This window comes from Brytella acorum (assembly GCF_029309905.1).
Classification (GTDB): Bacteria; Pseudomonadota; Alphaproteobacteria; order Acetobacterales; family Acetobacteraceae; genus Brytella; species Brytella acorum.
Genome location: NZ_JARBJP010000001.1, coordinates 211774 through 228029 on the forward strand (window position 1 = coordinate 211774; position 16256 = coordinate 228029).

General features: G+C 65.7%; 17 protein-coding genes. 12 read left to right on the forward strand and 5 right to left on the reverse strand.

Annotation, left to right across the window (positions count from 1 at the left end):
• Positions 1–27 precede the first annotated feature (27 nt).
• The 3 genes from PWM43_RS00920 to PWM43_RS00930 are packed head-to-tail and all read right to left on the reverse strand — an operon-like array spanning position 28 to position 2437.
• Positions 28–582, reverse strand: coding sequence for a hypothetical protein (locus tag PWM43_RS00920; RefSeq protein WP_289840692.1), 555 nt, complete (start codon positions 580–582; stop codon positions 28–30).
• On the reverse strand, positions 582–1601 hold the full coding sequence (locus PWM43_RS00925; RefSeq protein WP_289840693.1) for an L-threonylcarbamoyladenylate synthase: 1020 nt from the start codon (positions 1599–1601) through the stop codon (positions 582–584). The genes PWM43_RS00920 and PWM43_RS00925 overlap by 1 nt, the downstream gene beginning before the upstream one ends.
• Positions 1598–2437: a 3'(2'),5'-bisphosphate nucleotidase CysQ family protein gene (locus tag PWM43_RS00930; protein ID WP_289840694.1), complete on the reverse strand. Its 840-nt coding sequence runs from the start codon at positions 2435–2437 to the stop codon at positions 1598–1600. The genes PWM43_RS00925 and PWM43_RS00930 overlap by 4 nt, the downstream gene beginning before the upstream one ends.
• A gap of 101 nt (positions 2438–2538) precedes the next feature.
• Here PWM43_RS00930 and PWM43_RS00935 point away from each other — a divergent pair, with 101 nt between their 5' ends.
• Positions 2539–3468, forward strand: a complete 930-nt coding sequence (locus PWM43_RS00935) for a DMT family transporter (protein ID WP_289840695.1) — start codon at positions 2539–2541, stop codon at positions 3466–3468.
• A gap of 48 nt (positions 3469–3516) precedes the next feature.
• Here PWM43_RS00935 and PWM43_RS00940 read toward each other — a convergent pair whose 3' ends face one another.
• Complete coding sequence (locus PWM43_RS00940) at positions 3517–4296, reverse strand: sulfite exporter TauE/SafE family protein (protein WP_289840696.1); 780 nt, start codon at positions 4294–4296, stop codon at positions 3517–3519.
• A 201-nt stretch (positions 4297–4497) separates the two neighbouring features.
• On the opposite strand from PWM43_RS00940, the gene PWM43_RS00945 reads away from it, so the two are divergent.
• The 9 genes from PWM43_RS00945 (at position 4498) to PWM43_RS00985 (ending at position 13898) form a co-directional block, all read left to right on the forward strand.
• Positions 4498–5994, forward strand: a complete 1497-nt coding sequence (locus PWM43_RS00945; RefSeq protein WP_289840697.1) for a leucyl aminopeptidase — start codon at positions 4498–4500, stop codon at positions 5992–5994.
• Positions 5991–6443, forward strand: a complete 453-nt coding sequence (locus tag PWM43_RS00950; RefSeq protein WP_289840698.1) for a DNA polymerase III subunit chi — start codon at positions 5991–5993, stop codon at positions 6441–6443. The genes PWM43_RS00945 and PWM43_RS00950 overlap by 4 nt, the downstream gene beginning before the upstream one ends.
• Positions 6444–6538: 95 nt before the next feature.
• Entirely contained in the window at positions 6539–7381 is an 843-nt protein-coding gene (locus tag PWM43_RS00955; RefSeq protein ID WP_289840699.1) for a hypothetical protein, read from the forward strand.
• A 133-nt stretch (positions 7382–7514) separates the two neighbouring features.
• The gene (locus tag PWM43_RS00960) at positions 7515–8360 is read left to right on the forward strand and encodes an aldo/keto reductase (protein WP_289840700.1); all 846 of its coding nucleotides are present in this window, start codon (positions 7515–7517) and stop codon (positions 8358–8360) included.
• 113 nt (positions 8361–8473) lie between these two features.
• Positions 8474–9898 (forward strand): hypothetical protein, encoded by a 1425-nt coding sequence (locus tag PWM43_RS00965; protein ID WP_289840701.1) that lies wholly within the window; start codon positions 8474–8476, stop codon positions 9896–9898.
• A complete protein-coding gene (locus tag PWM43_RS00970; RefSeq protein WP_289840702.1) occupies positions 9898–10803 on the forward strand; it encodes a hypothetical protein in 906 nt (301 codons plus the stop codon). Before PWM43_RS00965 ends, PWM43_RS00970 begins: the two co-directional genes overlap by 1 nt.
• The gene (locus PWM43_RS00975) at positions 10800–11342 is read left to right on the forward strand and encodes a hypothetical protein (RefSeq protein WP_289840703.1); all 543 of its coding nucleotides are present in this window, start codon (positions 10800–10802) and stop codon (positions 11340–11342) included. The genes PWM43_RS00970 and PWM43_RS00975 overlap by 4 nt, the downstream gene beginning before the upstream one ends.
• The gene (locus tag PWM43_RS00980; RefSeq protein ID WP_289840704.1) at positions 11335–12492 is read left to right on the forward strand and encodes a hypothetical protein; all 1158 of its coding nucleotides are present in this window, start codon (positions 11335–11337) and stop codon (positions 12490–12492) included. The genes PWM43_RS00975 and PWM43_RS00980 overlap by 8 nt, the downstream gene beginning before the upstream one ends.
• Positions 12489–13898 (forward strand): NADH-quinone oxidoreductase subunit D-related protein, encoded by a 1410-nt coding sequence (locus PWM43_RS00985; RefSeq protein WP_289840705.1) that lies wholly within the window; start codon positions 12489–12491, stop codon positions 13896–13898. The genes PWM43_RS00980 and PWM43_RS00985 overlap by 4 nt, the downstream gene beginning before the upstream one ends.
• A 97-nt stretch (positions 13899–13995) precedes the next feature.
• Here PWM43_RS00985 and PWM43_RS00990 read toward each other — a convergent pair whose 3' ends face one another.
• Positions 13996–14682, reverse strand: coding sequence for an NUDIX domain-containing protein (locus PWM43_RS00990; protein ID WP_289840706.1), 687 nt, complete (start codon positions 14680–14682; stop codon positions 13996–13998).
• 137 nt (positions 14683–14819) lie between these two features.
• Between PWM43_RS00990 and PWM43_RS00995 the strand changes: the two genes are divergently transcribed.
• Positions 14820–15341, forward strand: coding sequence for an NADH-quinone oxidoreductase subunit B family protein (locus PWM43_RS00995; protein ID WP_289840707.1), 522 nt, complete (start codon positions 14820–14822; stop codon positions 15339–15341).
• Between the two features lie 56 nt (positions 15342–15397).
• On the forward strand, positions 15398–16219 hold the full coding sequence (locus PWM43_RS01000; RefSeq protein WP_289841140.1) for an NUDIX hydrolase: 822 nt from the start codon (positions 15398–15400) through the stop codon (positions 16217–16219).
• Positions 16220–16256 lie beyond the last annotated feature (37 nt).

The window sequence follows — 16256 nt, forward strand, 5'->3', positions numbered from 1 at the left end:
GCGGCGGGCGTGGTCTGGCGTCAATGTCTAGCGCAGATAGAGAGAGCGATCGATCTGTGAGCGCGGCGCATTGAGGGAGTGGACAACCTGCGTCGCCGCCACGCCGAGCAGAATGCCCACCCCGCAGGCCATCCAGATCACCGCCATGCGTGGCCCGGACGCTTTTGCGCCCTGTTGCGCATGAAGAGCCGCCTGAACTTCGGCGCGCGAGGCACGGGTCTGGTTGAGTTCCGCGCGCAGCCCCTCGATGCGGGCGCGGCTCGAACGCAGTTCAAGGTCCATTTGCCGCAGATCTTCCGTCAGAGCCATCAGCCTCTGGCGGTTTTCGACGGTGTCCCGCGACGACGTGCCCTGTCGGCTGGTGCCCGAGCGCGTGCCTGTGGCTTTGGCGCGTGGTTTGGGCGGCTCCGGAGCGATCGCCACGAAGAGATTTTTCAGCGCTCCGGCCGTGATCGTATTGCGTCTGGCGCGGTGACGCAGCGCCTGCAGGGCCGTGGCCGCCTGTCCTTCCTGCTCGTCGAGGACGAGCGCCAGGATGTCGGACAGGACCTTGAGTTCCTTGGGGTCGATCTGGGAGGACATCAGCCGATGGAATCGGCGAGGTCGTCGTCGTCCCCTTCGGCGTCCGGCATCGTCGGACGTGGTGCCGACGCGCGGCGCAGGCGATCGAGAATCGCCAGACCCAGCCCGTGGCGCGGCACGGACATGGCGGCGATATCGCGCAGCCCACGACGAACGCCTTCGCTGTCGAGGAAGCGCAGACCCGCGAAGAGACGCGCGGCGGCTTCTTCGAGATCGCCTTTTTCGCTGAGATTCCACGTCAGTCCCGCGCCGGAAAGCGCGGGGCCAAAGGCGAGCAGCGCCTCGTCAGCCTCGACGTGTTCGGCATTCAGGCGCACGGGCAGCGACGGCGCGTAATGCGACGACATCAACCCCGGTGAAACCGGTCGCTTGCTGGCGTAGTCATCGGCATGACGGATTTTGCCGCAGATGGCTTCGAGCTGTTCGAGCGTGATCCCGCCCGGCCGCAGCAGGGTGGGCGTGGCCCGACTCAGATCCAGGACGGTGCTTTCCACGCCGACCGTGCAGGGGCCGGAATCCAGGATCGCGTCGATCCGGCCTTCCAGTCCACGCAGAACGTGAAAAGCATCCGAAGGGCTCACGCCTCCGGACGGGTTCGCGGACGGGGCCGCGATCGGAAGGGCCGTCTCGGCCAGAAGCCTGCGGGCGACCTCGCTGCTCGGCACGCGCAGGGCCAGCGTGTTCAGTCCGGCGGCGGCGAGGTCGCAGATGGTCGCATGCGGGCCGCGCGGGAGCACCAGCGTCAGCGGGCCAGGCCAGAAGAGATCGGCAAGTCTGCGCGCCAGATCATGGGCCTCGACCTGCGCGAAGGCATGTTCGGCATCCGGAAAATGATTGATGAGGGGATTGAAGCGAGGACGGTTCTTGGCGGCGAAAATCCGCGCGACCGCCGCATCGGACGTGGCGTCCGCGCCGAGCCCGTAGACGGTTTCGGTGCCGAAGGCGACCAGCCGCCCCGCCCGCAGCAGCGCGGCCGCATGGGCGATGCCCGCATCGTCGGATTTCAGGATCTCGGTCATGATGTACGATCGTTCTCCGCGGATCCGCCCTTTCTCCGATCCGCACACGTCCGGCCGTGGCAGAAGAAGGGCGGGTTGCGCCAGTCAGGCTTGCCGTATTGCAGAGGCGCGCCCGTTTCGTCCAGCACCACCCCACCGGCGGCTTCGACGATGGCCTGCGGCGCGGCCGTATCCCATTCCATGGTCGGCCCGAGGCGCGGATAGAAATCCGCGGCGCCCTCGGCCACGCGCGCGAATTTCGCAGCGGAGCCGATATTCCCGAGCGATGCGACTTTCCGTCCCGCGAGCCATGCCTTGAGGCGCGGGTCGTCGGCATAATGACGGGACGCCAGGATGCGCAACCCGTCCGGTCCGGGGACAACGGCGTGAATGGCCGACGTCCCCGACGGGTCCGTGCGCTGCGCGCCACCACCGACGATGCCCGTATAAAGCTGGTGGTAGGCGGGAATGGCCATGGCCCCGAGAACCGCGCGACCTCCGCGGACCAGCCCGATATTGACGGTGAAATCGTCGCGTCCCGCCGCGAATTCGCGCGTCCCGTCGAGAGGGTCCACGAGCCAGTAGACGGCCGAAGGAGCCGTTCTGATTCCGGCCGCGACTTCTTCCTCGCCGATGGCCGGAATTCCGGGCGTTTCCGCGCGCAGTCCGGCCAGAATATGCCGCTCGGCCGCATGGTCGGCTTCGGTGACGGGCGACGTGTCGGATTTGATGTGCGTATCGAAACCGCGCGCGCGGATTTCACGAATGATTTCGGCGGCTTCATTGGCCAGACGCGCGGCAAGGGCGAGCAGTGCACGGTCGTCGTGGTCAGGTCGGGAGGAAGGCGAGAGAGTCATGTTTTCGGCTTACCGCAACTTCCCCAGCGCGTCATGGCGTAATATCGCATGCAGGATGATGAGAACCTGTTCGCCTTGTCTGTGCCTATCCCGCCCGCGTCATGTCCGCCATGCGTGAGGGGCGGTTCGCGATTGCCTCCGGAAGCGCGCGCTCCGGCGCGCTTTTCGTCGCGGGCGCGGCATTCCTGTGGAGCTGCGGCGGTCTCTTCGTGCGGATGGCGGGGCTGGACGCCTGGACGACGACCTTCTGGCGCTCCCTGTTCGCGCTGCTCTCCCTGCTGGTCGTCGCCTTCATGCAGCATGGCCGTGCGACACCGCTGAAGCTGGCGCGGATCGGCGCGCAGGGATGTGTATCGGCCGCTCTGACCACGACGTCGACGATTGCCTATATTTTCGCCCTGAGACTGACCACCGTCGCCAATGTGATGACGGTCTATGCCGCGATGCCGTTTCTCGTGACGATCGTCGCGTATTTCTGGCTCGGAGAACGCGTTTCGAAGCGGTTCATTGGTGCTGGACTCATCGCCATGGCCGGAATTTCCATCATGGTGGGCGGGGCGTCGTCCGTGCGCGACATCCAGGGGCTGGCCATGAGCCTTCTGATGACGCTGACCTTCGCGCTGCTTCTGGTTCATGCCCGTCGTTATCCGGGCGTGGACATGACGGTGGCCAATGTTTTCACCAATCTTTTCTGCGTTCTCGTGGCTTTTCCGTTTGCCCGGCACGGCCTGCCGTCTCCGCATGCGTTGATGGCCTGCGCCCTGTTCGGCGTGTTTTCGAGCGGGGTCGCCTATACGCTGTTTCTGGTGGGCGGCCGCCTCATTCCCTCGGCCGAGGCGGCGCTGCTGTCGCTTCTCGATGTGGCGCTGGGGCCGCTCTGGGTCTGGCTGGTTTACGATGAACGACCGGACAGGCAGGTCCTGACGGGCGGTGGGCTGGTTGTGGGCGCCGTCGTTTTCCATCTCGTCGGAAAGCTACCGCGCGGAAAGCGCCGAGAGGTCGAAAATTCGGAGAGACCGAGAAAAACCTGACGGGTCGAAAGACGCGAGCAGGAGAAGAATCCGGGGCTCCAGGCGTGATCAGAGCAGGCGGGCGCCGACGACGGTCAGCACGGTCGCGAGAACGCCGCGCTGGATACGCTCGCTGACCCGTCCCACGCACAGGCTGCCCAGAACGATGCCGGGGATGGAGCCGGTCAGGAGGGAGGTCAGCAGCAACGTGTTGACGTCTCCCATGGCCCAGTGACCCATTCCGGCGATCAGCGTCAGCGGCACCGCATGGGCGATGTCCGATCCGACGATCGTGGCCGTGGGCAGCTTGGGGTATAGCAGGAGAAGCACGACCATGCCGATCGCTCCCGCGCCGACGGAAGAGATCGAGACCATGATGCCCAATGCGAGGCCGAAGAGGACGGTGACGATATGCGTCGTGTTTTCGCTCATCCTTCCGGCCTTGTGGCGCGACCAGTCCTGGAGTTGTCTGCGAAACAGGATGCTGGGCGCGGTGACAAGAAGGGCCACGCCGAGAGACAGGGTGATGAGGCGGGAGGCGTCGCGTGAGGGCGATCCGAAATGATGCAGCAGCGCCAGCGTCAGGAGCGTGCCGGGAATGCTGCCCGATGCCAGCCGCAGCACGACGCGCCAGTTCACGGAGCCCCGACGCCCATGTACGATGGTGCCCACGCTTTTTGTCACGGCGGCGTAGAGCAGATCTGTGCCGACAGCGCTCAGCGGATGAACCTTGAAGACGAGAATCAGCAGGGGCGTCATCAGCGAGCCACCGCCAACGCCCGTCATGCCGACCAGAAAACCGACGCAGAGACCGGACAGGACATAAAGAGGCTGGAAAAAATCTGGCATCGAGACGGGCGCTTTCGGATTCAGAACGACAGAAAATGGTGTTGTTTCTCTCTTTCTGTCAATTTACAAAATTGACGAACAGTATGAAACAAACAACTCTGTATAATTGTTATTTTTTGTAAGCCTTGTCAGTCCCGTGAGCGGGGCGGATAATCTGAATGCCCGTCCAGGCCCGCTCTCTTCAAAAGGCGATCTCGTTTCATGCTCGATATTTCGATTCAGTCTCCTCTTTCCCTGCCGTCGGACGACACGACCGACCTCGCGCCGCTGTCGCTCGCCGTACTCGTCGGTTCGAAAGACGGGCTGGCGGGAACGCTGATCGACTCGCTCGACATGCTGACGTCCGGCGCGTTGCGGCGCGCGGCCTCGCTGGGCGAGTTTACGGGCAAGGCCGAGCAGAGCTGCACGCTGCTTGCGCCAGGTGCCGCCATCGCGCGGCTGGTGCTGGTGGGATACGGAGACGCGCCTTCCGCAACCGCGATCGAAGCCGCCGGGGCGACGGCGGCGCGCGCCCTGGCGAAGGCGGAGCGCGCGCATCTCGTGGTGGTGGGCGAGGGCGCGCCGCTGGCCGCGCATGCCGCCTATGGCGCGTTCCTGTCGCAATATCGTTTCGACCTCTACCGGACGCAGAAGGACGACAAGGCGGCCCGCCTCGAGGCGCTGGCTGTTCACGTGCATGACGTGGCTTCCGTACAGACGGCGTGGGCGGATCTGAACGCGGTGGCCGAGGGCGTGATCCGGGCCCGCGATTTCGTGAGCGAGCCGCCAAACGTTCTGACCCCTCCGGTTTTCGCGCAGCGGATCGAAGCCCTGCGCGATCTGGGCGTGGATGTGGAAATTCTGGACGCGGCCGCTTTGCGGGAGCTTGGATTTGGTGCGCTTCTGGGCGTGGCCCAGGGCAGCGAGGCCGAGGCGCGCATGGTCGTCATGCGCTGGAAAGGCGAGCAGCCCGATGCCGCGCCGATGGCGTTCATCGGCAAGGGCGTCACGTTCGATTCCGGTGGAATATCCATCAAGCCCGCCGCGGGCATGGAAGAAATGAAGACCGATATGGCGGGTGCCGCAACCGTCGTGGGTCTCCTCGAAGCGCTCGCGCGTCGCAAGGCGAAAGCCCATGTCGTGGGCCTTGTCGGGCTCGTGGAGAACATGCTTTCCGGCATCGCCCAGCGCCCTGGCGATGTCGTGACCAGCTATTCCGGCCAGACGATCGAAGTGCTGAATACGGATGCCGAAGGCCGCCTCGTGCTGGCCGATGTGCTGGCTTATGCGAAAGAGCGTTTCAAACCCGTCTCGATGGTCGATCTCGCGACGTTGACCGGTGCGATCGTGGTCAGTCTCGGCACGGAGCGGGCCGGGCTGTTCAGCAATGATGACGCGCTGGCGGGCGATCTGTTCGCACGCGGCGAGGAGGTCGGCGAAGCTTTGTGGCGCATGCCGATGGGCAAGGCTTATGACAGGCTCCTGCGCTCCGACATCGCCGATATGAAGAATATCGGTGGCCGTCCCGGCGGCTCCATCACGGCGGCACAGTTCCTTGCGCGCTTCGTCGGCACGACGCCATGGGCGCATCTTGATATCGCGGGCGTCGCGTGGCGCGGCGACGCCGGACCGATCGGACCGAAAGGCGCTTCCGGCTTCGGCGTTCGCCTGCTCGACGCCTATGTGCGTCAGAAGGAAGGCGCGACCGGCGCCGCATGACGGAAATCGGGTTCTATCACCTGACCCGAAGCACCGTCATCGAGGCGATGCCGCAACTGCTGGGGCGCACGCTTTCCTCCGGCCAGCGGGCCGTCATCCGCTGCGTCGATGTCGCGGCGGTCAAGGCGCTGGATGCGGCGCTGTGGCAGGTCAGGGATCCGGTCTGGCTGCCGCATGGAAGCGCGGCGCTTGGACACGGACCGCGCCAGCCGATATGGCTGACCGCCGGAGACGATGTGCCCAATGACGCGTCGTTTCTGTTTCTGCTCGATGGGGGGGCTGCGGAGGATCTCGATCGCTTCACGCGCGTCTTCGACCTCTTCGACGGTGGCGACGAGGCGGCGGTCGGCCGCGCGCGCGCGCGGTGGAGTCGGGCAAAGAAGGAGGGTCATGCGCTGACATATTGGCAACAGCAGTCTCAGGGCTGGCGCAGGGCGCACCAGGCCTGACACAATACATTCGACACTACCGTGATCTTCAGGGATGACGAGACGAGCGATGCCCGATCGGCGGGGCGACGTAAATGGGACGGAATGAACCGGGCATGGATGAAACGCGGTGGGCACAGGACATGACAATGCAGGCGGACGAGCCGCCGCCCGATGCGTTTCAGCGCGACGCGGCGAGACCCCGCCGCGCGCCCGGTCGCATGCCCGGAGGAGAGCCGCAGTCCATGTGGCGCGTCATTGGTGAGAGCCTGCGTGACACCGTCGGTCTGATGCGAAGCCATCCGCGCGCCGTCCTGGCGCTGCTGGTCGTCGAACTGGTGCTCGGTCTCGCGCAATACGCTTTGACGGGAAACAGCAAGGGGTCCGATCTTCCGTTCCTCTCGGCGATGGTCGCCCAGCTGATTTCGCTGGTGTTCACCTTCCGCTTCTGTGCCGCGCTCATGGGCATCGACCACCCGCAGAGCCTGCCGCGGGTCGTGTGGATGCGTCTGCTCGGCTGGGGGATATTCTGCGTTCTTCTCGGCGAGGTCGGCATGGTTTCGCTCCTGCCTGTGCCTCTCCCCGCTCTCGTGACGTCGGTGCTCGTTCTGGGGGCAGCCTATTTCCAGCTTCGTCTCATGCCCCTCTATCCGGCCCTGATGCAGTGGCAGGACTGGCCCGGCATCGATCGTGTGTGGGTGCCCTCGCGCGGTTTCGTCCTTCCGCTCATCGGCTGCATTCTCGCTGTTTTCCTGCCGATAACGATCGTCGTCATGGGTGTCCTGATGGCGTTGAATGGCGGCGCATCGACCAACGATCCTGTCGCGGCGACGGCCCATTTGCAGAAGGTGCTCGCCCCGCTGCTGCCCGCCCTCGTGGTGGGGGAAGCTTTCGTGGCTGCCTGGATGGTTCTTTTTTCTTCCGCTCTGCGTGTCCGGTTGTTCCGCCGGATCGCCTGATGTCCAAGGGAGACGCTGGTGCATCCGGCCCGGTGATGATCGTTATGACGAACCCCGCTGTGAACGATTCGCGGCGTCGGACGCTTTCTCCTGTAGCCAATAAATTCCGATGGTTGTGACAGGAGAGAATGCAATGAAGGATGTAGAGCTACGCTCCGGCGTGACGCTCCCGGCCCTGGGCATGGGGACATGGAATCTCGGGGATTCGGCTGCACGTCGCGAAGAAGAAATTCTCAGTCTCCAGCGCGGTCTCGATGCCGGTCTGAGGGTGATCGATACCGCTGAAATGTATGGGGACGGGCGGTCGGAATCCCTCGTGGGCGAGGCCATCGCGGGCCGGCGCGACGATGTGTTCCTGGTCGACAAGGTGCTCCCCTCCAATGCGTCCTTCGATGGCGTGCAGGACCGTTGCCGCGCCGCGCTGCGTCGACTGGATACGGATCGGATCGATCTCTATCTCCTGCACTGGCGGGGCCGTTACGCGCTGGAAGAGACGGTGCGCGGCATGGAGCAGTTGCAGGCGGACGGCCTCATCGTGGACTGGGGCGTGTCGAATTTCGATGTCGATGACATGGAAGAGCTCGGCCGCGTTACGGATACGTGCTCTGTGAATCAAATCCTCTACAGTCTCGAATATCGCGGCACGGAATTCGATCTTCTCGACGCCGATCAACGCAGCGGCGTGGTGACGATGGCGTATTCGCCGCTCGGGCAGGGCGGAGATCTCCTGACGGATGAGGCTCTGATCGATGTGGCGTCTCGTCATGAAACGACCGCCGGTCCCGCGACCACGGCGCAGGTCGCTCTCGCCTGGGTTCTGCGCCGTCCGAACGTTCTCGCCATTCCCAAGGCCGGGTCCGTCCGGCATATGGAAGAGAATATCCTGGCCACCCAGATCACCCTGTCGGACGAAGATCTGGCATTGCTCGACCGTGCGTTTCCGCCGCCCCGACGCAAGACCCCTCTCGCCATGATCTGAACGGCATGGGATAATCGCGGCGTTTTCCCGCCTTTATTCTCCCAGATGTCCGGAACCCTGTCCTGTCTCTCTCGCCACTTCTCGTCGCGCTTGTCGCATTACCATTGGGGCGGATGGCCGTCGCGTATGTCCGCTGGCCCTCCGCAAAGGGCGAGATCGCGACGAGGGTTCTGGGAGGGGCGCATCTCGCTGTGTGTCTGTGGAGCGTGGGGTGCGGGGCGGACATACACGCTGGTATCCTCGTTCTCGATCCCTTCGTCGCGGCATTCGAATGCCTTCTGGCGCTGCGAAGCCTGAATGCGCGACCGGCGGGTCTCCCGGCTCCTATGCTCGGCGCGCTGTCCCTTCTGGTCCAGCCAGGGCCGCTTCAGGCCCTGCTGGCGGGGCTGGGCCTGGCGATGGGACGGAGCGAGGTTGCCGCAGCCTTCACGGGATGGCGGGGCGCGGTCCGGCTGGTCGCGCTGATCCTGCTGGGGGTGGTGGCTCCCGGGACGATGCTCGCGCCGATCGTCGGGCTGGTGGCTTTCCTGACATTCGCACCGTGCGAGCCGCTTCTCGGCAGTGCCTTCCTGCTCCTGTTCACGATATCCGCGCCAGCGTTCTGGGTGCCGTCGCTTATCTGCGGTTTCGGCGTTCTGGCGCTGGCCCCCCGGCAGATCCTGCTTTCGGCCAGCGAAGCGCCGGTTCTCATGGCGCTTGGAGTGGCGCTGGCGGCGCGTCGGGCCGATCTCGCCGAGACATCTCTGGCGGCGTTTGAGGCGTTCTTCCTTTTCCTCGGGAACCATGCGGTGCGCGCGGAGGCGTCGGGACGGCCCGTTCTGCTCATGGATTCGGTTCTTCCAGGCGCCGCCGGGTTCCTGCCTTTCTGGCTCGCATTGCACGCCGTATGCGGCCTCGCGGCGGCCCTGACCAACTGGATCGCGGGAGCACTGGTCGTCGGACTTGCGCTCGGCATCGCCGCGGTTCAACGCAGCCGGTCCATCTGGCTGAAGATGTTCGCGCCACATGGATTGGGGCATGACGGCATCCGGCTGTCCCTTCTGGCGGGGATCGCGGCTTTCCCCGGTGCGTTCTTCATGCTGTTGCGGGCTCCTCTCGAAAGGCTGAGTGGCGCGAGCCCGGCGGGGCTGTCGGCGCATGGAGGCGCGTTTCAGGCTCCGGGCCGGATGATGACCGCGTTGTGGATGATTCCGGGTGGCGACGGCGCGCGCTGGTATCCCGGCGTGGCGACCCTGTTTCTTTTCGTCATCTGCGGCCTCCTGACGAGCGGTCGCGGCATTGCGTCGGCCCGTCCGTCGATGGTGGTCGATTCCGTCATTCTCTCTGTCGGACATCGGGGCGGCGCGTTCAGTTTCGGCCAGCGCCGTTTCATGGCGAGGGCGCGCCGCTGGGCCGCGCACGGGCGGCAATGGCTGGGCGGCGCCGCCCGATATCCCCTCACCGCCGTCGGCGGTCGTGCCACGTCCTCCGCCCATCGTCTCGCGCTCTGGCTGCTGCTTGTCGCGCTTGGTCTTGCGGCCATCGGATGGGAAGGCTGATGGCGCTCGTTGTCGCATGGCTCACCGAAGTTGTGCAGCTTGCGCTGCTCGCCCTGCTGGCGCCCTTTCTGGTGGATGTGATGTCCATGGCGGCCGCCGTTCTGTCCGGCGCGCGGATGTCCGTCCCCGGGGAGCGCTGGCGCCAGATCGCGACGGGGTGGAGAGGGCCTTGCGAACCGCAGGGAGCCGGTCCGGCATGGGCGGCCTGCGCGCTGTCGGGCGGCGCACTGGCCATCACACCCCTGATCAGCGTGGATATGGCCGGAGCTTCCCTGGCGGACCCTCTGGCGATCGGCCTGCTCCTGCTTGGCGCGCGTGCCGTCTGCTGGCAGAGGGCGTTCGGGGCCGGATGCGTCTGGCGACGCGATCGTGAGGCGCAGCGTCAGGTCGCCATTCAGTGGCGGATGTGCGGATGGATCGTGCCTGTCCTGGGGCTCGTCAGCGCCTTGATGGCCATCGGCCTGCCCGGAGCAGCCGGTCTGGCGGGGCTGGCGCGCGACCTGCATGTTCAGGCCGCGCCCGCGCTCGTCGGCGCTCTGGTTTTCGCGGCCCTCGCGCTGGGCGTTCTTCTCGGGCCGCAATTCCTGGATGCCGCCAGTTTCGAAGTCCTGCTTCCGGAGGCGGAAGGCCGTCTGCGCGCGATGTTCCGATACAGCCAGGATCTGGCATCCTGCGGCTGGCTTCTTCTCATCGGCGATCTCATGCTGCCGGGCCTTCCGGATGGAGCGACGCTGTCGATCCCTGGCATGCTGATGGCGTGGGTGGCCGCGCCTGTTCGGCTCGTGCTGGTCGCGGGAGTTTTGGGTGTCGGCATGGTGTTCCTCAGGGGCGACGTGCGTCGCCCCGCCGTGGCGTTGGCGGGGGCCGCCATCATTCTCGTTCTGTCGGGGCGGTTCGCCTCATGACGGTGCTGTTCGGGTTTCTGCTTCTCGTGTCCTGTCTGGCCATCGGACGTGACGGTCGTGTGCTCCCTCTGCATGGATTCTGCACGGCCCTGTGCATCGCCTTCTGCGGACAGGGGCCTGTCGCCGTCGCGGCCCTCGTGGCGGCGCTCGGCGGCAGTCTCTCGGCGTGGATGGGACTGCGTCGTTTTGCGCCGGAACGCATGGACGGGACCGGGGTGCTCTCTCCCGTCGTCATGGCCGCGGCGGGTGGAATGGTTCTGGTGTTCCTGCTGGCGCTTTCCGCCGTTCCGGGGCTGCCGGTTCTGTTCGCGGCGGCGGTGGTGCTGGTCGGATTGTGTGGCGCCGTCCTGTCGGTGCCGCTTCTCCAGTTCGCCGCGATGTTCTGCGGTGTGGATGGTCTTTTTCTGCTCGCAGGCTGCGTGCAGAGCGGATTGCTTCTGGCGGCGGCGGTGATCGTCTGGGGATCCCTGGCCGTCCTCGGGGTGTGGCTTCTGCCGCGTCTGGCATGGCTGCGAACGGAGACACCTGACGATGTTTAGTGCCGTGCTCCGGGCCGGAACATCTGGCTTCTCCTTGCTGCTCGTCCCCTGCTGGCCGCTTCTGGCGGGCTTCCTCCTGTTGCTCCTGCCTCGCGATCAGACGAATGTCGCGGGTCGGTTCCTGGCGGCTTCCGGCCTCGTCGTGGCGGCACTTTTCACGCCGTTCATGCCCGAACAGGACGTTCTGTCGGACGTCGTGCGTCTGCTGGCCGCTTCCATCCCCTTTCTCGCCTGGCGCGACGGTCTCGGTCGCGCGGCGGCCGTCGTGCCGTTTTTCGCGACATCCTGCGTCATGCTGGCCCTGACCGTGCATCAGGTTCTCGCGGTGGTGGCACTTCTCGGCCTCGCTTCGGCGTTTCTCGCCTTGTATGACGCCGCCGGAGCCGTGCGGGCGCGCAGCGCCTGGGAGACGGCCCAGCTCCGCGTCGCCGGTGTGATGATGGCCCTGCTCGGCGCGACGTTCACGACGCTGTCCGCGACGGCGGTGGGAAGCGGGACCCTGCGTACGGGCGATCTCCTGCTCTCGGTGGGGCTGTGTCTCATCGCCGGGCTCGGGCATGTCCCGGCGCCGCCGCCTGCGGGACGGCCAGCACTCCTGGATATCCTGCCGCGTCTGGGCGCCAGCGCGCTCATGCTGCGACTGCCGGCGCATGACGTGACGGATGCCGTCTTTCTGGCCCTGGGGCTGGTGACGCTGTGGCTTTGCGCCTTTCGGCAGCGCGCCGGGGGCGCCCTGTTCGCCGCGATGATGGCGCTCTGCGCGGGCGCGTCCGGAGGAGGGGGATCTGATCGTGGCATGGCGGCGGAAAGTCCCGTGCTCGTGGCGGGGCTGCTTTTCTGCATCGCCGCCACCGCGCTTGCGACGGAACGCATCGACGATCGTCAACGCGCCTGGATGGAAACCGCCCAGCCACCGAGCCCGCTGTTCATGGGCAGTCTGCTGTTGCTGGCGGAACTGCTGCCCGGACATCCCCTGATGGCGGCCCTGATCCTTGGCGGCCTCGGCCTGCAGGTCGCCCGTGCCGGTCCGGGCGACTGGCCCCGGCGGATGGACAGGGCGGATCTGATGTTCTGGGGGCTGGTTCTGGTCGGGCTGCTCTCTCCCCTGCTTCTCCTGTGGCCGCTCGCTCTGGCCTGGCATCCTTCATGAGCGCGGACCGTTCCGAGGTGCTCGTGATGAGGGAGGCCATCCTTGCCGGCGAGCGGATCGCGCCCCGCCATTTCGCTCTCGACGAGGCGCAGTGGGAGCGCATGGTTCACGCCCGGGCGCCGCTGTGGTTTCTGGCGCACTGGTGCGACGCGGGTCGGGCCTATGCCCTGTTTCTCGATGGCGACCAGCCGGTCATGGCCAGTACGCCGATGGTCGAGGGGCGATATCTGGCTCTGTCGAAAACAGTACCAGCCGCGGCGTGGTCCGAGCGTATGGCGCAGGATCTCTGGGATGCGCGGCCCATGTTCGCGCGGGACGTACGATCCTTGCTGGACATGGGGGGATGGGTGCACTCGGCGCCGCTTTCATCGCGTCGCGCGCCCGGGAGCCCCCCGAGAGCCTGTTGCCCGGAAGACGAACCCTTCGGCGACGCGACGGGACCGGTCGTCCTGACGGATCGCGACATGACGTTCGGGCTGTCGCATCGCGGGCTGGTCCAGCGCATGCTGGGATTGTCGCCCGGCGAGGGGTTGCGGCATGTCGGGCGGATTTCCTCCGGCGGGTTCGTGGCTCACGCTCTGGCCTATTGCCGGGCCGTGGAAGCCGCCATTGGCGGCTCCGTGCCGCCGGAGGGGCGTGATGGCCGGATCGTCCTGTCCGAGATCGAACGCATTTCCGTCCATCTGGACGATCTCGCCAGGGTCGCGACACTGGCCGATGCGGGATTGCTGGCGACCCATGCGACGCTCGCCCGGGAGACGATCGCCGATCTCTGCGTCCGTCACGGGGCTACCCGCAGACTGACGGACGTCATCGCACCGGAAGGTATCGCGCCGGGTATCGAGGTTCGCGAACTGGCCGACGCCGTGATGGAACTCGTCCGGACGCGACTGCCGGACTGGCACCTTCTGCATGAAGGTGCCGCGTTCCGTTTGCGTCACGTGGGCGTCCTGGAGGCTACGAGAGTCACGTCCCTGGCCATCGGCGGGCTCCCGGCGCGCGCGACCGGTCGTTCGTTCGATCTGCGCCAGCGCGAGGACGATCCACGTTACGGCGCGGGTCGCGCCGGGTCGCTCACGGAAGGCGATGCGCTGGCGCGCGGGCGTTTGCGGTTGCGCGAAATACGGGATTCGGTCCGGCGTCTCGAACGCGTAACGTCGGATTTCGGTGTCTCGTGGGAGGATGGCCGTCAGCGGGTGAATGTCGGCGAGGGCATTGGCGCGGTGGAAGGGGCCAGGGGAGACGTGTGGTGCTGGGTGCGTCTGGTGGATGACAGGATCGACGGTTTCCATCTGCGGGACGGCGCGTTCAGCCTGGCTCCGGCCCTGGGGCGGCTCGTCGGCGGGGCGGACGCGGAACTCGTCCTGGCGTCCTTTGGTTTTTCGGCGGCCTCGGCGGCGGGTTGATGGCCGTCGGGACCCTGATCTGACGACGGTTCCATCTTTCAGAATTCCGATCTGATATCGTAATGTGCCAGTCGCATAATATCCTGCTCGCGGAAGGCTATGAACGCGCCGGGTGCTCATGCCGGTAGAGGGCGTAGGACAGCAGCGTTTTCGCGTCCGTCATTCCGATTTTGGGGATGTCGTCGAGCGCCATGACCCGCACTTCAATAAATTCATGCTCGGCCTTGTTGCCGGTCCGGCGTCCTTCGAGGGAGCGGATGAGTTCCGGCGAAGCTTCCATTTCAGCGGCGAAAAGAGAAATGGCCTCGTCACAGCCGCCTGGCGACGTCCAGGTCGTCGCGAGGTGGATGAGTTGTTCTTCGCGCACGTGCAGGTCGGTCCCGATTTCCTCGCCGAGCTCCCGCAGTGCGGTGCTGTCGAAACTGCCATCGTCCACCATCCCCGCTGGCAGGGAGAGCAGGTCGGCCTTGCCGATGGGCAGACGGGCTTCGCATGTCAGCACCGTCCGGTCCGGTAAGCCCGGACACTTCAGCACGACGAGGATCGAGGCCGAATCTCCGCGCAGGAAGGCATATTCCGGAAGAACCTGTCCGTCATGCAAAGCCTCCGCCTCCACGAAAATGAAGCCCACACGGCGTCCGAACATGCCGACGTCGCGCACATGAACCGAGCGGAGCTGGAAGGCTGTCCGGGTGCGTTCCAGCCAGCGTCTGAAATGGCTGGCGTTGCGGACGGCGTCATGCTGATCCTTCGGAATGGTCGAGGCGAAAATGATATTCATCATGCCTGGCTTTCTTTGGTGGCTTTCTTCCGGTTGTCCGGTTCTCGACGGAAACGTACAACGAAGCCGGTGTCGCGGGGCGCTGCGTGAGGTTCCGTTCTGGCATACTGTCTTGGAATCGTCATCGACGCTTGCGAGGCATGATTTATAACGTCGCGCATGGAGGTGCATCTCGGGTGTCATGGTTGCGGGCATGGTTTGATGCGAGAGCCTGGCGGCGGCCCCAGAACTGGCCGCGCGCGCCGCGTCCGCTGTCGCTCTACGCCGTGCAGGCCGGAGGATGCGATGGGTGCGCGGCGGAGGTCGCGGCCCTGCGTGAGGGGGGGGCTTATGATCTCGCGCCTCTCGGCCTGCGTTTCGTGGCCACGCCCCACGATGCGGAACTGCTTGTCGTGACAGGCAGCATCACGCGGGCTTCGGTGCCCTGGCTCATGCGCTGGTGGGATGAGATGCCGATGCCCAAGGGCCTGGTGGCGATCGGGGATTGCGCCGTAAGTGGTGGGATCGCGGGCGAAAACTATGCGACGTTGTCCGGTGTCATGGCGGCGCGTCTCCCGGGCGTTGCGCAATGCGACATGACCTTGCGCGGTTGTCCGCCGCCGCCCGATGAGATCCTGCGCGGTCTCCTGATGCTGGCCGCGGGCAAGGTCGTCAGCGCGTGAATGCGGTCCGCTCGGAACTCGTGGCGGTGCTGATCGCGGTCGATGACGGCGTGCCGATGGTGCTGACGCTGGAGGGCGGACGCGCGCTGCCCTCCGGACCGCTGGAAACCGCGCATCGCTCTCTTCAGACCGGCATGCGCCTGTGGGTCGAGCGTCAGACCGGGCACCGGCTGGGGCATGTGGAACAGCTTTACACATTTGCCGACACGCCGGACCGCCATGAATCGCGGACCATCCGCATCTCCTACATGGCTCTGACGCGCATCGGCATTGCGCCCGAGGGCTGGAAAAGCTGGTACGCCTATTTTCCGTGGGAAGATCGCAGCACGATCGAAGGACGCATGGCTCTTGCGGGCGCGCGCGCCCGTCTCGACGCCTGGGCGAAATCCGCTCGCGACCTTGAAAAGATCAAGGCGCGCATTGACCAGACATTCGGCACGGAGGGCGGCGCATGGGATGATGAGCGGGTCCTGCAACGCTACGAATTGTTATGGGAGGCGGGGCTGGTCGCGGAATCGCGCGCAGCCACGGGAAGCGTTGTCGCGGGTGAAGCGATGGTGCGGGACCACCGGCGCATTCTGGCGACGGCGATGACGCGCCTGCGCGCGAAAATCCGCTATCGGCCGGTGATTTTCGAACTCATGCCCGAAGCGTTTACGTTTCTCGAATTGCAGCGCACCGTGGAAGCCGTGGCCGGTCAGGAAATGCACAAGCAGAATTTTCGGCGACTGATACAGCAGCAGCAACTCGTGGAAGAAACCACGGAACTGTCGCGCGAAGGACCCGGCCGTCCCGCGCGCCTGTTCCGGTTCCGCCGTGAAATCATTGGCGACCGCCAGGCCGCCGGTTCGAAACTGCCACTGATGCGATCTGTCTAGAAACCCCGTTTTATCACCCACCCTAATCCGACCATAT

Excerpts from the sequence above, each read along its gene's own strand:
- PWM43_RS00920 (WP_289840692.1), bottom strand. The coding sequence starts at position 582 with ATGTCCTCCCAGATCGACCCCAAGGAACTCAAGGTCCTGTCCGACATC.
- PWM43_RS00925 (WP_289840693.1), bottom strand. The coding sequence starts at position 1,601 with ATGACCGAGATCCTGAAATCCGACGATGCGGGCATCGCCCATGCGGCC.
- PWM43_RS00930 (WP_289840694.1), bottom strand. The coding sequence starts at position 2,437 with ATGACTCTCTCGCCTTCCTCCCGACCTGACCACGACGACCGTGCACTG.
- PWM43_RS00935 (WP_289840695.1), top strand. The coding sequence starts at position 2,539 with ATGTCCGCCATGCGTGAGGGGCGGTTCGCGATTGCCTCCGGAAGCGCG.
- PWM43_RS00940 (WP_289840696.1), bottom strand. The coding sequence starts at position 4,296 with ATGCCAGATTTTTTCCAGCCTCTTTATGTCCTGTCCGGTCTCTGCGTC.
- PWM43_RS00945 (WP_289840697.1), top strand. The coding sequence starts at position 4,498 with ATGCTCGATATTTCGATTCAGTCTCCTCTTTCCCTGCCGTCGGACGAC.
- PWM43_RS00950 (WP_289840698.1), top strand. The coding sequence starts at position 5,991 with ATGACGGAAATCGGGTTCTATCACCTGACCCGAAGCACCGTCATCGAG.
- PWM43_RS00955 (WP_289840699.1), top strand. The coding sequence starts at position 6,539 with ATGGATGAAACGCGGTGGGCACAGGACATGACAATGCAGGCGGACGAG.
- PWM43_RS00960 (WP_289840700.1), top strand. The coding sequence starts at position 7,515 with ATGAAGGATGTAGAGCTACGCTCCGGCGTGACGCTCCCGGCCCTGGGC.
- PWM43_RS00965 (WP_289840701.1), top strand. The coding sequence starts at position 8,474 with ATGGCCGTCGCGTATGTCCGCTGGCCCTCCGCAAAGGGCGAGATCGCG.
- PWM43_RS00970 (WP_289840702.1), top strand. The coding sequence starts at position 9,898 with ATGGCGCTCGTTGTCGCATGGCTCACCGAAGTTGTGCAGCTTGCGCTG.
- PWM43_RS00975 (WP_289840703.1), top strand. The coding sequence starts at position 10,800 with ATGACGGTGCTGTTCGGGTTTCTGCTTCTCGTGTCCTGTCTGGCCATC.
- PWM43_RS00980 (WP_289840704.1), top strand. The coding sequence starts at position 11,335 with ATGTTTAGTGCCGTGCTCCGGGCCGGAACATCTGGCTTCTCCTTGCTG.
- PWM43_RS00985 (WP_289840705.1), top strand. The coding sequence starts at position 12,489 with ATGAGCGCGGACCGTTCCGAGGTGCTCGTGATGAGGGAGGCCATCCTT.
- PWM43_RS00990 (WP_289840706.1), bottom strand. The coding sequence starts at position 14,682 with ATGATGAATATCATTTTCGCCTCGACCATTCCGAAGGATCAGCATGAC.
- PWM43_RS00995 (WP_289840707.1), top strand. The coding sequence starts at position 14,820 with ATGATTTATAACGTCGCGCATGGAGGTGCATCTCGGGTGTCATGGTTG.
- PWM43_RS01000 (WP_289841140.1), top strand. The coding sequence starts at position 15,398 with ATGGTGCTGACGCTGGAGGGCGGACGCGCGCTGCCCTCCGGACCGCTG.